Source organism: Rhizobium croatiense (assembly GCF_019793465.1).
Lineage (GTDB): Bacteria > Pseudomonadota > Alphaproteobacteria > Rhizobiales > Rhizobiaceae > Rhizobium > Rhizobium croatiense.
Genome location: NZ_JAILYJ010000013.1, coordinates 197,203 through 213,053, shown reverse-complemented (window position 1 = coordinate 213,053; position 15,851 = coordinate 197,203). Strand labels below are relative to the sequence as shown.

Sequence of the window (15,851 nt, the reverse complement as noted above, 5' to 3'; positions counted from 1 at the left end):
TCGATGGAACGACGGAGCCATCCCTTGCTCTGCCACGGGCTTTCAAACCCGAGGGGGTTGCGGGCTCAGCTCCGTCACCGCAAGCGCTAGCTAGGCTGCCGGCGGACGGCGTCAAGTTACAAGGGGGTGGCTCATGGTACACGGTTATTGTGTGTCGTAGGTCCCGCCAAACAAAAAGGCCGGAAGGCGTTACCCTTCCGGCCTTTGTTTTGAAACCCGACCGATCAGGCGGCTTCGGTGGCGTGGGCCTTGCGGACTTCGTCGTCCGTCAGGATACCGCTGGCGCGCAGCAGGGCGGCGAAGCGGCCGTTACTGTGGCTGAGCTCGTCGAAGCTGCCCTGCTCGGCGACGCGGCCGTTGTCCAGGAAGAGCACCATATCGGCTTCGCGGACCGTCGACAGACGGTGGGCGATGATGAAGGTGGTGCGGTTCTCACGCAGGTTGTCGATCGCGGCCTTGACGCGGGCTTCGGTCTCGACATCGAGCGCCGAGGTCGCCTCGTCGAGCACCAGGATCGGCGCGTCCTTGAGGATGGCGCGGGCGATCGCGATGCGCTGGCGCTCGCCGCCGGAGAGCTTGTTGCCGCGTTCGCCGACATGCGTATCGTAACGGTCCTTGCGGGTTTCGATGAAGTCGGCGGCGGCAGCGGCTTCGGCCGCACGGCGCATTTCCTCTTCGCTGGCACCCTCGCGGCCGAGGCGGATATTGTCGCTGATCGAACGGTTCAGCAGGCCGGCATCCTGGAAGACGGTGGCGATATGGCGACGCAGCGACTTGCGGGTTACCTTGGTGATATCGGTGCCGTCGACGAGGATCTGGCCACCCTGCGGGTCGTAAACGCGCTGCAGCAGGTTGACCAACGTCGTCTTGCCGGCGCCGGTCGGGCCGACGATGGCAACCGTCTGGCCGGCCTTCACCGAGAAGGAGACATTGTGCAGACCCTGCGAGCTGTTGCCGAAGCCGAAGGAGACGTCGCGGAATTCGACCGCACCCTTGACGCTCTTGATCTCGCCGTTGCCGGCCGGCTCTTCGCGTTCACGCACCGAATCTTCGAGCGTGTAGAAGTCCTGCAGCTTGGAACGGGCTTCGAAGATCTGCGTGGCGAATTGACGCATCAGGTCGAGGCGGGCAATCAGCAGGTTGGCAAAGCCGATGAAGGCAATGACGTCACCGACGCGCAGCTGGCCGGACTGAACGAGCATCGTGCCGATGATCAGAACAACCATCATCGCGATGGTCGAGGCCATGCGGTTCAGCGCACTGGCGATCGCCCACCAGTCGAGCACCGGATACTGGGCTTCGAGTAGCCGGTCGGCGAAGGATTTCAACGCCTTGGTTTCGGCCTCGATGCGGTTGTAGCTATGCAGAACGGACACGTTGCTGATCGAGTCGCTGACATGCGAGAAGACGGTATGGTAGTGGTTCTCGACCGAAGCCTGGCCATCCTTGGTGCGGCTCATGACCACACGACCGATCAGCCAGTAGGCAATGCCGAGCACGATGAGGACGGCCGACAGCCGCAGGTCCATCGATATTGCAGTCGGCACCAGCAGGGCAAGCGCGATGACCGTCGACAGATGGTTGCGCATGAATTCCAGCCAGAGGCCGAACAGCGTCTCGCAGGCGCGCAGCAGCGTATGCAGCGCGTTGGAGGTGCCGCGCTGGTGGTGCCAGGCGAGCGGCATGGATATGATCCGGCCGAAAGCCTCTGTCAGCAACGTGGCCCGCCGCCCATGGGCAAGCCGGTCGGCTTCGCGCGACACCAGGACAAAGGCGATGGTGTTGAACACGGCGAAGCCCGCCCACATGAACAGGATGGGCTTGACTTCGCCCTTGCCCGAGATCGCATCGATGATGCGACCGAACAGGATTGGTTCCGCAATGGTGATGGTCGCCAGAACAATATTGGCGATAACGACCAGGGATACGCGGAGCTTGTAGGCGCCAAGATAGCGCAGAGCTCTTGCATAGACCTTGAATAGCGACACGTCTAACCTCTTGTGCATCTGCGAAAAACGGGAATGGCGCGATGCTACGAAAGGCTACCTGAACCGGCGATTAACGGAGTATTCAGAGTTCATCCGAGGGTTAATCAACCTGGGCCGACGCGGCTTGCGGCTAATCCGAAGCGGCATCAACAGCATAGAGCAGTGGATCGGGTGACGAGCACTCACATTTTTCGTTGTCAGGGTCTGGCGCGGGAATTGCGGGCACCTTATATGCCGTAACAATTTGCGCTTGCATTTTAATAAATGTTTAGCACAGCATTAAATAGAGACTGCATTTTTTGAAGAAGACCGTTCCGCGACCAAGGTGAGAATGCCGCCAACGGCCTCGATGCGGACTTGGGGGTCCGGACAAAGGGCGTTTTTGTGAATATTAATTCGTTAGTTCAATTGCTTGTCATTTTGGAAGAATGCTCCGATCCGGATGCCGTCGTCGCCGAGCTCGAGCAGGTCCTCCACCTTTCCGGCTTCGAGTATTACGGTCTGCTGCGCCATTTGCAGCAAAGTCCGGCGCAGCAGGAACTGCGGGCCGCGCCGCTCGCCGGCCGCTGGCCGGAACAATGGCTGCAGATATATGCCGCGAAAAAATATGTCCGGATCGATCCGATGGTGCGCTATCTCACCCATGCACAACGGCCGTTCCGCTGGCGGGAGAGTATGGCGGCGTTCAACGGCGACGCGCATCGGCGCCGCATGGAGCAGATGATGGTCGATGCCTTCGGCCACGGATTGGAGGACGGCTATCTCTTTCCGATCCACGGGCGCAACGGCATTCTGGGCAGCCTCAGTCTCGGCGGCAGACCGATCGAATTGTCGCCGGTAGAGATCGCCTTGCTCGAGGCCGTGGCGCGCAAGACTTTCTGGCGTTTGCTCGAGCTGACAGGCGAGGCCGAGGCGCTGGAGACGGTGCTGCCGGCCGAGACGCCGCTGACGCGGCGCGAGATGGAAATCCTGCACTATCTCGCCGACGGCATGACGTCGATGGAGATCAGCAAGATGCTGAAGATCTCGAACCACACCGTCGATTGGTATATGAACGGCCTGCAGAACAAGCTGAAGGCGAAGAACAGGCAGCAGGCGGTGGCGCTTGCCTTCCGCCATGGCCTGATAAGCTGAGCTTTTCCTTATCCATTTCGTCCAAATCGCTGCAAACTGCCAGTCGACTGTCTTCGCATGGCGAGAAATTGCATTTCGCAGTCGCAAGAGAAATTGAACTTCTTCTGACAAGAAGTTAAGAATTTTCTTCGCGGGTGCAGCATGCCCGCGTCTGAACGACGGAGGAGACCGTTTTGCCCATTTCCAAGATACTCGTTGCCAATCGCTCTGAAATAGCCATCCGCGTGTTCCGCGCGGCCAACGAGCTTGGAATAAAAACCGTGGCGATCTGGGCAGAAGAGGACAAGCTGGCGCTGCATCGCTTTAAGGCGGATGAGAGCTATCAAGTCGGGCGCGGTCCGCATCTTCCCCGCGATCTCGGGCCGATCGAAAGCTATCTGTCGATCGACGAGGTGATCCGGGTCGCCAAGCTTTCAGGCGCCGACGCCATTCACCCCGGTTACGGTCTCTTGTCGGAAAGCCCGGAATTCGTCGATGCCTGCAACAAGGCCGGCATCATCTTCATCGGCCCGAAGGCCGATACGATGCGCCAGCTCGGCAACAAGGTTGCGGCGCGCAATCTGGCGATCTCGGTCGGCGTGCCCGTCGTGCCGGCAACCGAACCGTTGCCGGACGATATGGCCGAAGTGGCGAGGATGGCCGAAGAGATCGGTTATCCCGTCATGCTGAAGGCTTCCTGGGGCGGCGGCGGGCGCGGCATGCGCGCGATCCGCGATCCGAAGGATCTCGCCCGCGAAGTGACGGAGGCCAAGCGCGAGGCGATGGCGGCCTTCGGCAAGGACGAGGTCTATCTGGAAAAGCTGGTCGAGCGCGCCCGCCATGTCGAGAGCCAGGTCCTCGGCGATACGCATGGCAATGTCGTGCATCTCTTCGAGCGCGACTGCTCGATCCAGCGCCGCAACCAGAAGGTCGTCGAGCGTGCACCGGCACCCTATCTTTCCGAGGCGCAGCGCCAGGAGCTCGCCGCCTATTCGTTGAAGATCGCAGCGGCGACCAATTATATCGGCGCCGGCACCGTCGAATATCTGATGGATGCCGATACTGGCAAATTCTATTTCATCGAGGTCAATCCGCGTATCCAGGTCGAGCATACGGTGACCGAAGTGGTCACCGGCATCGATATCGTCAAGGCGCAGATCCATATCCTTGACGGGGCTGCGATCGGCACCCCGGAATCGGGCGTTCCCGCCCAGGCCGACATCCGTCTCAACGGCCACGCGCTGCAGTGCCGCATCACCACCGAAGATCCGGAGCACAACTTCATTCCGGATTATGGCCGCATCACCGCCTATCGCTCCGCTTCCGGCTTCGGCATCCGCCTTGACGGCGGCACCTCCTATTCCGGCGCCATCATCACCCGCTATTACGATCCGCTGCTCGTCAAGGTGACGGCCTGGGCGCCGAACCCTTCCGAAGCGATCAGCCGCATGGACCGGGCGCTGCGCGAATTCCGCATCCGCGGTGTCGCCACCAACCTGACCTTCCTCGAAGCGATCATCGGCCACCCGAAGTTCCGCGACAACAGCTATACCACCCGCTTCATCGACACGACGCCGGAGCTCTTCCAGCAGGTCAAGCGCCAGGATCGCGCGACGAAGCTCTTGACCTATCTCGCCGACGTCACCGTCAACGGCCATCCCGAGGCCAAGGACCGGCCGAAGCCGCTTGTGAACGCCGCCAAGCCGGTGGTGCCCTATGCCAACGGCAACGGTGTCAAGGACGGCACCAAGCAGCTGCTCGACACGCTCGGCCCGAAGAAGTTCGGCGAATGGATGCGCAACGAGAAGCGCGTGCTTCTGACCGATACGACGATGCGCGACGGCCACCAGTCGCTGCTCGCCACCCGCATGCGCACCTATGACATCGCCCGCATCGCCGGCACCTATGCGCATGCGCTGCCGAACCTCTTGTCGCTCGAATGCTGGGGCGGCGCGACCTTCGACGTCTCGATGCGCTTCCTCACTGAAGATCCGTGGGAGCGGCTGGCGCTGATCCGCGAGGGCGCGCCGAACCTGCTCCTGCAGATGCTGCTGCGCGGCGCCAATGGCGTCGGCTACACCAACTATCCCGACAATGTCGTCAAATATTTCGTCCGCCAGGCGGCCCGGGGCGGCATCGACCTCTTCCGCGTCTTCGACTGCCTGAACTGGGTCGAGAATATGCGGGTATCGATGGATGCGATCGCCGAGGAGAACAAACTCTGCGAGGCGGCGATCTGCTACACCGGCGATATCCTGAATTCCGCCCGCCCGAAATACGACCTGAAATACTATACCGACCTTGCCGTCGAACTCGAAAAGGCCGGCGCCCATATCATCGCAGTCAAGGATATGGCGGGTCTCTTGAAGCCGGCCGCGGCGAAGGTGCTGTTTAAGGCGCTGCGCGAGGCGACCGGCCTGCCCATCCACTTCCACACGCACGACACGTCGGGCATTGCGGCCGCGACTGTTCTTGCCGCCGTCGAAGCCGGTGTCGATGCCGTTGATGCGGCGATGGATGCGCTCTCCGGCAACACCTCGCAGCCCTGTCTCGGCTCGATCGTCGAGGCGCTTTCCGGCTCCGAGCGCGATCCCGGCCTCGATCCGGAATGGATCCGCCGCATCTCCTTCTATTGGGAAGCGGTGCGCAACCAGTATGCCGCCTTCGAAAGCGACCTCAAGGGGCCGGCTTCGGAAGTCTATCTGCATGAAATGCCGGGCGGCCAGTTTACCAACCTCAAGGAGCAGGCCCGCTCGCTGGGGCTGGAAACCCGCTGGCACCAGGTGGCGCAGGCCTATGCCGACGCCAACCAGATGTTCGGCGATATCGTCAAGGTGACGCCCTCCTCCAAGGTCGTGGGCGACATGGCGCTGATGATGGTCAGCCAGGACCTGACGGTCGCCGACGTCGTCAGCCCCGAGCGCGAAGTCTCCTTCCCGGAATCGGTGGTCTCGATGCTGAAGGGCGATCTCGGCCAGCCGCCGTCGGGATGGCCGGCAGCGCTGCAGAAGAAGGCGCTGAAGGGCGAAAAGCCCTATACGGTGCGTCCTGGCTCGCTGCTGAAGGAAGCCGATCTCGATGCCGAGCGCAAGGTCATCGAGACCAAGCTGGAGCGCCAGGTCAGCGATTTCGAGTTCGCCTCCTACCTGATGTATCCGAAGGTGTTTATCGACTTTGCGCTCGCCTCCGATACCTATGGCCCGGTCTCGGTGCTGCCCACGCCGTCTTATTTCTACGGGCTGGCCGATGGCGACGAGCTGTTTGCCGATATCGAAAAGGGCAAGACGCTCGTCATCGTCAATCAGGCGATGAGCGCCACCGACAGCCAGGGCATGGTCACGGTCTTCTTCGAGCTCAACGGTCAGCCGCGCCGCATCAAGGTGCCGGACCGGGCGCATGGGGCGACGGGTGCGGCCGTGCGCCGCAAGGCCGAACCCGGCAATGGCGCCCATGTCGGTGCCCCGATGCCCGGCGTCATCAGCCGCGTCTTCGCCTCATCCGGCCAGGCCGTCAGCGCCGGTGACGTGCTCGTCTCCATCGAGGCGATGAAGATGGAAACGGCGATCCATGCGGAAAAGGATGGAACCATTGCAGAAATCCTCGTCAAGGCCGGCGACCAGATCGATGCCAAGGACCTGCTTGTCGTCTATGCCGGTTAAGCCTTGCCGAGAGGCTTGTTCAGTTTGCCGGCCGCTTCGGCCAATCACCCGATTGTGTGTGATCGGGCTGTCGGAAAGCTGATTTTTCGAAGCGTTTACGGCCTCCTCGCCTTGCCCGGCGAGGAGGCTTTCTCATAGACTTGAGGTCGTATTATCCGCCCCAAGACCAACCAGGAAATCCTCTCCATGAACAAGTTGAAGATTGCCGTCATCGTCGGCAGCACGCGTATTGGCCGTTTCGCCGAACATCCGGCCAAGTGGATCGCCGGGCTCGTCGGCCAGCGCTCCGATCTCGAATGTGAAGTTCTCGATCTCCTCGATTATCCCATGCATTTCTTCGGCGAAGAGCGCGCAACGACGGCGGAAAGCGAAGCCGCCGAGCGCTGGAAGAAGAAGCTGCGCGAATTCGACGGCTTCATTTTCACCGTCGCCGAGTACAATCATGCGCCGACGGCGGTTCTGAAAAATGCCATCGATCTCGGCGAGTTCATCCAGAAGCCGGTCGGCTTCGTCGGCTATGGCGGCGTTGGCGGGGCGCGGGCCGTCGAGCAGCTTCGCCTGATCTTCGTCGAAATGAGCGCAGCTTCGGTCAAGACCGGTGTTCACATTGCCTTCAGCGAATATCTTGCCGTTCTCAAGGAGGGCAAGCAGCTTGGGGACTACGCCCATCTCAACGAAGCCGCCAAGAACATGCTCGACCAGCTGACCTGGTGGGGCAACGCCTTGAAGGCCGCGCGCGCCGTCGTCACGGCTGCTTGATCGAAATGCCGGCGGTGCCGGGGCGATAAGCCCGGCACCGTTTAAATATCGTAGGTATGCGCCGCGTTGATCGTCGAGATGAATCGCTTGGTGCGTTCGCGCTCCGGCGCGGTGAAGATCGCTCTGGCGCTGCCCGTTTCCACCACACTGCCGGCTTCCAGGAAGACGACGTCATTGGCGATCTTGGAGGCGAGGCGCAGATCATGGGTCGCCATCACCATGGTCGTGCCTTCCCGGGCCAGCTGGCCCAGCACATCGACCACTTCCGCCGAGAGTTCCGGATCGAGCGCCGAGGTCGGCTCGTCACAAAGAAGCACGCGCGGCGACGGCGCCAGCGCCCGGGCGATCGCCACGCGCTGTTGCTGGCCGCCCGATAATGTCGAGGGCCAGGCATCGGCCTTGTGCGCCATTCCCACCTTGGTCAAGAGTTCCGTGGCGCGTTCGCGGGCTTTCTCCTTCGGCCATTTCAGCACCGTGACCAAACCTTCCATGACATTTTCAATAGCGGTTTGATGCGGGAAGAGCTGGAAGTTCTGGAAGACCATGCCGGTCTGGCGGCGGATTTTCTGAATCGCCTGCCAGCCGACGCGTTTGCCGGGCGCGAAGGAAAGCTCTGCCTCGCCGAGGCGGATTGCACCTGATGTTGGGATTTCGAGCAGGTTGATACAGCGCAGCAGCGTGCTTTTGCCGCCGCCTGAGGGTCCGACCAGCGCGGTGACGCTGCCCTCGGGGATGCGAATGCTGATATCCTTCAGGATGATGGCGTCGCCGAAGCGCTTTTCGATGTTGGAAAGCTCGATCATGCATTTGCCTCCAGCATACCGCCATAACGCGCGAAGCGGCGTTCCAGCCGCACCTGCAGCTGCGAGAGGATGGAGCTCAGGACAAGATAGATCAGCGCCGCCTCGATATAGAGAATCAGCGGCTCATAGGTGGTGGCGACGATGCGCTGCGCGGCCTGGAAGAGCTCCGGCACGGTGATGGCGGCGGCAAGCGACGTGTCCTTCACCAGCGAGATGAAGGTATTCGACAGTGGTGGCACGGCGACGCGGCCGGCCTGCGGCAGGATGGTGCGGCTCATCGCCTGACGCCAGCTCATGCCGATCGAATAGGCCGCTTCCCACTGGCCCTTGGGCACGGAGGAGATGACGGCGCGGATGATCTCGGAGCTGTAAGCGCCGATATTCAGGGTAAAGCCGATGAGGGCGGCGGGAAAGGCATCGAGCAGGATGCCGATGCTCGGCAGGCCGTAGAAGATAACGAAGAGCTGCACGAGCAGCGGTGTGCCGCGGATGACCCAGACATAGAAACGGGCGACGATCGCGACCGGTGCGGGACCGAAGAGACGGGCGATCGCGGTGATCAGGCCGAGGATCAGGCCGAAGCTGAAGGACAGCAGCGTGAGGGGGATGGTGAAGATCAGCCCCGCCCAGAGGAGCGAGGGGAGCGATTCCGCCATCAATTGGAGCCAGTGCTGCAAGGAAGGTTCCCTCTCGTCGGTTGGATGGTGATATCTCGAATACCCCTCCCCAACCCCTCCCCACAAGGGGGAGGGGCTTGGATGCCGCTCCCGACGCTTTCCACTTCATCGTTTCATCCGCAGGAAGGCTGCAGTTTTCTGCAAGCGGATGCTGCGAGTTTGCCCCTCCCCCTTGTGGAGAGGGGTTGGGGAGGGGACTTTTTCCCCCGAGCTTACTTCGATACGTCCTGGCCGAAATATTTGTCGGCGATCTTCTTGTACGTACCGTCCGCCTTGATGTCGGCGAGCGCCTTGTTGATTTCGGCGAGCAGTTCCGGCTCGCCCTTGCGGATGATGATGCCGGAGTAATCGGCATTTTCCTGCTCTGCGGCAATCTTCACAGGCGCGTCCGGCTTATGCTTCTTGAAATCGAGGAAGGAGAGGCTGTCGTTGATCGTCGCATCGGCGCGCTTGGTCAGCACGAGCTGGATCGATTGGTCGAAACCGTCGGTGCCGACGAGTTCTGCGCCGGCTTCGGTCGCGAGCTTGCCGAAATTGCTGGTCAGCGACTGGGCGGATTTCTTCCCCTTCAGGTCCGCGAAGGTCTTGATGCTGTCGTCGCCGTCGCGGACGATCAACACCGCCTTGGAAGCGATATAGGGTTCGGAGAAATCATACTTCTGCTTGCGGGCTTCGGTGATACCGACCTGGTTGATGACGGTGTCGTACCGCTTGGCGTCGAGGCCGGCGATCAGGCCATCCCACTTGCCTTCGACGAATTCGGCCTTGACGCCGAGCTTTGCGGCGATCGCTTCGCCGATCTCGACGTCGAAGCCGACGAGCTTGCCGCTTTCGTCATGATAGGTGAAGGGCGCATAGGTGCCCTCGGTGCCGATCTTGAAGACGCCGGCCGATTTGATGGCGGCAAGGTTTTCGCCGGCATGGGCGGGCAGGAGGGCAGCAGCCTGAATGAGGGCAGCGGCGGCGACGGTTTTCAACCAGTTCATTGTTTTATCCATCCTTGGGAGGTTGTGATCGGATGCGGCATAGTTCGCAGAAAACTAGGGCGTCGGAAGCGAAGAAAACTGCGAATAAAGGCAGCAAGTGCAAATATTTTTCTCAAGCGGCCGACCGGGCCTCGAATTGCCTGGAACCAGGCCATTTTGTCCTTCATTGGTAGGGCTTTATTTCAACAGGTCAGAAAACGTGTGACCGTGCATGTTGCATGCACGGTCGTAAGCGTTTATGCACGTTTCACACCATTCAACTTTCGATCTGGTAGAATCATGCAGGATTTTCTGTTGCGAGAGCGCCAAGGTGTGATTTCCGAGAGGCTGCGGCTGAACGGCCGCGTGCTGGCGGCGGAACTTGCGCTCGAATTCGGCGTCTCCGAAGATACGGTGCGGCGCGACCTTCGCGAGATGGCGGCGGCGGGGCTCTGCGAGCGGGTCTATGGCGGCGCCTTGCCGGTCGCGCCGGCCTATGGAAGCCTGACGCAGCGCATCGGCCTTGCCGCCGACCGGAAGCAGGCACTGGCGCGGGCCGCGGCAAAGCAGATCGCGGCCGGTTTGACGGTGTTCTTCGATGCCGGCAGCACCAATCTGGCGATTGCCAACGCCTTGCCGGCCGAACTCGAACTGACGGCTGCGACCAATGCGCCGGCGATCGCCGCGGTGCTGATCGACAAGCCCGCCGTCAACGTCATCCTGATCGGCGGCATGGTGGATCGGCAGACCGGCGGGGCGCTCGGCGCCAAGGCGCTGCGGGATATGGAACAAATATCGCCGGATCTCTGCATTCTCGGCGCCTGCGGCGTCGATCTCGAGGCCGGCATCACCGCGTTCGGCTTCGAGGATGCGGAGTTCAAACGGTTTGCCACGTCGAAAAGCAGAAAAGTTCTGGTGGCCGTGACCTCGGAGAAATTCGGCACCGCCGCGCCCCACAGCATCCTGCCGATGGCGCATTGCGAATGCCTGGTTGTCGAGCACGATGCTAACCCAGCCGTCCTTGCCGGCTACCACGCGCGCGGCTGCAGGACCGTCATCGCCGAGCAAACGAACTGAGACCGCTGTCATTGAGTTTAGGGAAACCGGGCGCGCAAACCCGGCAACGAGGAAAGACCGAGAGATGGACAGTCATGTGAGTGCACCGCGGGGAGCCAGGAGCAGCTTCATTACCAGAAACAGGGCAGCGGTTTCCCTGCTCTTTCTCATGAATGGCTTCGTCGTCGGCTGCTGGGCGCCGAAGATCCCGGATTTTGCCGAGCGTCTTGGGCTGAGCAAGTTCGAGCTCGGGCTTATGATCATCGTCTTCGGTGTCGGCTCGCTGGTCATGATGCCGATCGCCGGCGCGCAGATCGCCAAACATGGCTCACGTGTCGTCGTTCGGGCAACCGCCGTTTGCGTGCTGCCGCTGCTCCTGGCTTTGACGCTCGCCCCGAACGTGATCACCGCGGCTATCTCGCTCTTCCTGTTCGGCGGCTTCATCGGCGCCATGGACGTGGCGATGAATGCCAACGCGGTCTCTGTCGAAAAATCCATGCGCCGCGCCATCATGTCGTCCTGCCATGCCTTCTGGAGCCTCGGCGGGTTGATCGGCTCGGGTCTCGGCGGCATTGTCATCGCCAAGCTCGGCATTCTCGGCCATGCCCAACTGGCGACCGTGCTGGCGGCGATCTTCGTTGCCGTCGCCTGGCCGATGATCCTTGCGGATCCGCCCCATCCCGATGCCAAGAAGGCGAAGACGAGACTGCCGATGGTACCGCTGCCGTGGCTGCTCGGCTTGATGGCGCTCTTCTCCATGGTGCCGGAAGGCGCGGTTCTGGATTGGGGCGCGCTTTACCTCCGGCAGGAAATGAATGCGTCGGTCGCCCTTTCGGGTCTCGGTTTCGCAGCCTTTTCGGCGACCATGGCGACCATGCGCTTTGCCGGCGATCTGGTGCGCGATCGCCTCGGAGGCGTCAAGACACTACGCATCTGCACACTCTTTGCCATCGTCGGCATGTTGCTTGCTGGCCTAGCGCCGGACGCCGAGATCGCCATCCTGGGTTTTGCCCTTTGCGGCATCGGCATTTCCAACATGGTGCCGATCGCTTTCTCGGCGGCAGGCAATATTCCCGGCCTCAAACCCGGCATCGGCATCTCCGTCGTCACGACGATGGGCTATTCCGGCATGCTCGTCGCGCCGTCGCTGATTGGTTTCGTTGCTGAACATATCGGCTTTGCCGTGGTCTTTATGGCGCTGCCGGTGCTGCTGCTGTTCGTTCTCGCGTTTTCGAAGCTGGCCCATTATGCCGACGGAGTTTCCGGAGGCGGCCATTGAGCCGCCTCCAAACAAAAGTGATATAGGGGGCGGTTGACAAGAAAGCGGTCATGATCCACCTGAAAGACACCATTTCTAAAGCGCGGCGCAATCTTTTCAGATTCGCTTGCCGCGCTTTAGATCTTTGTTTTACGCATGTCGTTATCGCAAAACCGCTGCGCACTGCGCGACATGCTTAGGGGTGCAAGAGCTTTCAATGTTGTCAGCCGCCGATTTTGATCCGAAACCGCGCCGCGCTTCCGTTGCCGTCGACGTCGGCGGCGTCATCGTCGGCGGCGGCGCACCGATCGTCGTGCAATCCATGACGAACACCGATACGGCCGATATCGACTCGACCGTCGCCCAGGTCGCGGCGCTCCACCGGGCAGGCTCGGAGCTGGTCCGCATCACCGTCGACCGCGACGAGAGTGCGGCTGCCGTGCCGAAGATCCGCGAGCGGCTGCTGCGGCTCGGCATGGACGTGCCGCTGATCGGCGACTTCCATTATATCGGTCACAAGCTGCTCGCCGATCACCCGGCCTGCGCCGAGGCGCTGGCGAAATACCGCATCAATCCCGGCAATGTCGGTTTCAAGGATAAGAAGGACAAGCAGTTCGCCGAGATCATCGAGATGGCGATCCGCTACGACAAGCCGGTGCGCATCGGCGTCAACTGGGGCTCGCTCGATCAGGATCTGTTGACGGCGCTGATGGACCAGAATGCTGAAGCCGGTTCGCCGCTTTCCGCCCGGCAGGTGACGCGCGAGGCGATCGTGCAGTCAGCGCTGCTTTCAGCAGCGCTTGCCGAGGAAATCGGTCTGCCGCGCAACCGCATCATCCTCTCGGCTAAGGTCAGCCAGGTGCAGGATCTGATCGCCGTCAATTCCATGCTCGCCGAGCGCTCCAACCATGCGCTGCATCTCGGCCTCACCGAAGCCGGCATGGGCAGCAAGGGTATCGTCGCCTCGTCGGCGGCGATGGGCTTCGTGCTGCAGCATGGCATCGGCGATACGATCCGCGTGTCGCTGACGCCCGAGCCGAACGGCGATCGCACCCGCGAAGTCCAGGTGGCGCAGGAAATCCTGCAGGTCATGGGCTTCCGCCAGTTCGTGCCCGTCGTTGCCGCCTGTCCGGGCTGCGGACGCACGACGTCGACTGTGTTTCAGGAACTGGCCCAGAACATCCAGAACGATATCCGCAAGAACATGCCGGTCTGGCGCGAGAAATATCCCGGCGTCGAGGCGCTGAATGTCGCCGTCATGGGCTGTATCGTCAACGGGCCGGGCGAAAGCAAACACGCCGATATCGGCATTTCGCTTCCCGGCACCGGCGAGACGCCTGCGGCACCCGTTTTCATCGACGGCAAGAAGGCGCTGACGCTGCGCGGCCCCAATATCGCCGCTGATTTCGAAGCACTGGTCGTCGATTATATCGAGAAGCGCTTCGGCCAGCGGACGGCGGCGGAATGAAGACCGGCGAGTTTAGATGAGCCGGTACTGGTCGCCCATCGTCAGCAAGCTTCGGCCCTATGTCGCAGGCGAGCAGCCCCGCATTTCCGGCCTGATCAAGCTTAACACCAACGAGAACCCCTACGGGCCGTCTCCCAGGGCGATCGACGCGATCGGGCAAGCGACGGACGATCGTCTGCGGCTCTATCCCGATCCGACTGCGACGGAATTGCGCGAGACGATCGCGGCCCGTTTCGGTCTGGCAGCAGATGAAGTGTTCGTCGGCAACGGCTCGGACGAGGTGCTCGCTCATACGTTTCAGGCGCTGCTGAAACACGAGTTGCCGCTTCTCTATCCGGATGTCAGCTATCCTTTCTATCCAGCCTATAGCCTGCTATACGACGTCGAAACGATCGAGGTGCCTGTCGACGACAGGTTCCGGATCCGGCCGGCGGATTACGACAGGCCGTGCGGCGCGATCCTTATCCCCAATCCGAATGCGCCGACCGGCATCGGCCTGCCGCTTGCCGACATAGAGGCGCTTGTCGCCGCCCATCCGGATGCGGTCGTGGCGATCGACGAGGCCTATGTCGATTTCGGCGGTGAAAGCGCCGTCCCGCTCATTTCCAAATATCCCAATCTGCTTGTCATTCAGACCTTGTCGAAATCCCGCTCGCTTGCGGGTCTGCGCGTCGGCTTTGCGCTGGGGCAGCGGGAGCTGATCGAGGCGCTGGTGCGCGTCAAGGACAGCTTCAACTCCTATCCGCTCGATCGTCTCGCGCAGGTCGCCGCGACGGCGGCGATCAAGGACGAGGCGTGGTTCGAGACGTGCCGGAAGAAGCTCATCGCCAGCCGGGACAGTCTTGTCCGGGAACTCGAAGCGCTGGATTTCGAGGTACTGCCGTCTCAGGCCAATTTCGTTTTCGCAAGGCACGAAAGTCGATCGGGTGCCGCGCTTCAAGCGGCGCTGCGCGAGCGCGGCGTCCTCGTCCGGCATTTCGCCAAGCCGCGCATTTCGGAATTCCTGCGTATCAGCATCGGCACAGACGAGGAATGCGCCTGTCTGGTGTCCGCTCTCAAGGAAATATTGGCGGCCTGATCTAACTCTTCCGGTCGGCGATGAAATGCGCCGCGGCGATGAGGGTCGATGCACGGGCGCCGTAGGGAGCCAGCAGCGCCTCGGCGTCGGCGACATGCCGGCGGAGCTCGGTCTCGGCCCATTCCATGCCATGCAGCGCCACGAGCGTTCCCTTGCCGCGGGCCGCATCCTTGCCGGTCGCCTTGCCCATGGTTGCGGCATCCGAGGTCAGGTCGAGAATGTCGTCGGCGAGCTGGAAGGCAAGGCCGATCTTTTCGCCGAAGGCGCGCAGGCGGCGGCGATCGTCCTGCGGGCTTCCCGCGATGATGGCGCCGGCCTCGCAGGCAAAGCGGATCAGCGCGCCCGTTTTCATCGCCTGCAGGCGGATAATGCCGGCCTCGTCTGGAGCCTGTTTTTCCGCCGCCAGATCGAGCGCCTGACCGCCGGCCATGCCGCCCAGACCGGCGGCGCGCGCAAGAGCCAGCACCAGCGATGCCTTGCTGGCATCGGGAAGCGCCGTTTCCGGTGCTGCGACAATGTCGAAGGCGTAGGTCAGCAGGCTGTCGCCGGCGAGGATCGCCGTTGCTTCATCGAACTTGATGTGCACCGTCGGTTTGCCGCGGCGCATGTCGTCATCGTCCATGGCCGGCAGATCGTCATGCACGAGGGAATAACAGTGCACGCATTCGAGCGCGGCGCCGATACGAAGGGCGGCCTGCGCATCGCCGCCGAGAAGAGCGGCACTTTCGACGACCAGGAAGGGACGCAGCCGCTTGCCGCCGTTCAACACGGCATAGTGCATGGCGCTGCGCAGGGTCTCGGGCCTGGCGATTTCGTCGGAGAGGGCGTTCGGCGACAGCAATGCGACGAGCAGCGCCTCGATCTCGCGGGCGTTGTTCTTCAGCCTCGTCTCGAAAGTGTCCCGGTTCGCGTCCATCGGCGCTGTTTGGCATGGGGCAAGGGGGCTTGCAACGGAATTGTCGATGGCCACCGCAAGATTTCCCATGTGCTCTGGCATAAGCGCCTCGCAGGCGTTATGAGAACGACA

12 protein-coding genes are annotated in these 15,851 nt (G+C 61.9%); 7 read left to right on the top strand and 5 right to left on the bottom strand.

The window, feature by feature from the left end:
* Positions 1-224: 224 nt before the first annotated feature.
* Positions 225-1,988: a glucan ABC transporter ATP-binding protein/ permease gene (locus tag K6M89_RS21380; protein ID WP_064683884.1), complete on the bottom strand. Its 1,764-nt coding sequence runs from the start codon at positions 1,986-1,988 to the stop codon at positions 225-227.
* Positions 1,989-2,372: 384 nt separating this feature from the next.
* Between K6M89_RS21380 and K6M89_RS21375 the strand changes: the two genes are divergently transcribed.
* The 3 genes from K6M89_RS21375 (at position 2,373) to K6M89_RS21365 (ending at position 7,519) form a co-directional block, all read left to right on the top strand.
* Complete coding sequence (locus tag K6M89_RS21375) at positions 2,373-3,122, top strand: LuxR family transcriptional regulator (RefSeq protein WP_222140871.1); 750 nt, start codon at positions 2,373-2,375, stop codon at positions 3,120-3,122.
* A gap of 173 nt (positions 3,123-3,295) precedes the next feature.
* Positions 3,296-6,760, top strand: coding sequence for a pyruvate carboxylase (gene pyc / locus K6M89_RS21370; RefSeq protein WP_222140870.1), 3,465 nt, complete (start codon positions 3,296-3,298; stop codon positions 6,758-6,760).
* Between the two features lie 186 nt (positions 6,761-6,946).
* Entirely contained in the window at positions 6,947-7,519 is a 573-nt protein-coding gene (locus tag K6M89_RS21365; protein WP_097583231.1) for an NADPH-dependent FMN reductase, read from the top strand.
* A gap of 41 nt (positions 7,520-7,560) precedes the next feature.
* Here the strand turns inward: K6M89_RS21365 and K6M89_RS21360 are convergent, their stop codons facing one another.
* From K6M89_RS21360 to K6M89_RS21350, 3 genes are all read right to left on the bottom strand, one after another.
* Positions 7,561-8,322, bottom strand: coding sequence for an amino acid ABC transporter ATP-binding protein (locus tag K6M89_RS21360; RefSeq protein ID WP_096762083.1), 762 nt, complete (start codon positions 8,320-8,322; stop codon positions 7,561-7,563).
* Complete coding sequence (locus K6M89_RS21355) at positions 8,319-8,999, bottom strand: amino acid ABC transporter permease (protein ID WP_097583229.1); 681 nt, start codon at positions 8,997-8,999, stop codon at positions 8,319-8,321. The genes K6M89_RS21360 and K6M89_RS21355 overlap by 4 nt, the downstream gene beginning before the upstream one ends.
* A gap of 212 nt (positions 9,000-9,211) precedes the next feature.
* Complete coding sequence (locus tag K6M89_RS21350) at positions 9,212-9,985, bottom strand: amino acid ABC transporter substrate-binding protein (protein ID WP_038691934.1); 774 nt, start codon at positions 9,983-9,985, stop codon at positions 9,212-9,214.
* Positions 9,986-10,264: 279 nt separating this feature from the next.
* Here K6M89_RS21350 and K6M89_RS21345 point away from each other — a divergent pair, with 279 nt between their 5' ends.
* The 4 genes from K6M89_RS21345 (at position 10,265) to hisC (ending at position 14,824) form a co-directional block, all read left to right on the top strand.
* Entirely contained in the window at positions 10,265-11,041 is a 777-nt protein-coding gene (locus K6M89_RS21345) for a DeoR/GlpR family DNA-binding transcription regulator (RefSeq protein ID WP_222140869.1), read from the top strand.
* A gap of 64 nt (positions 11,042-11,105) precedes the next feature.
* The gene (locus K6M89_RS21340) at positions 11,106-12,299 is read left to right on the top strand and encodes an MFS transporter (RefSeq protein WP_222140868.1); all 1,194 of its coding nucleotides are present in this window, start codon (positions 11,106-11,108) and stop codon (positions 12,297-12,299) included.
* A gap of 196 nt (positions 12,300-12,495) precedes the next feature.
* Entirely contained in the window at positions 12,496-13,746 is a 1,251-nt protein-coding gene (gene ispG / locus K6M89_RS21335; RefSeq protein WP_222140867.1) for a flavodoxin-dependent (E)-4-hydroxy-3-methylbut-2-enyl-diphosphate synthase, read from the top strand.
* A 16-nt stretch (positions 13,747-13,762) separates the two neighbouring features.
* Entirely contained in the window at positions 13,763-14,824 is a 1,062-nt protein-coding gene (gene hisC, locus K6M89_RS21330; RefSeq protein ID WP_222140866.1) for a histidinol-phosphate transaminase, read from the top strand.
* Position 14,825: 1 nt separating this feature from the next.
* On the opposite strand, the gene K6M89_RS21325 is transcribed toward hisC, so the two are convergent.
* The gene (locus K6M89_RS21325; RefSeq protein ID WP_222140865.1) at positions 14,826-15,740 is read right to left on the bottom strand and encodes a polyprenyl synthetase family protein; all 915 of its coding nucleotides are present in this window, start codon (positions 15,738-15,740) and stop codon (positions 14,826-14,828) included.
* Positions 15,741-15,851: the final 111 nt, after the last annotated feature.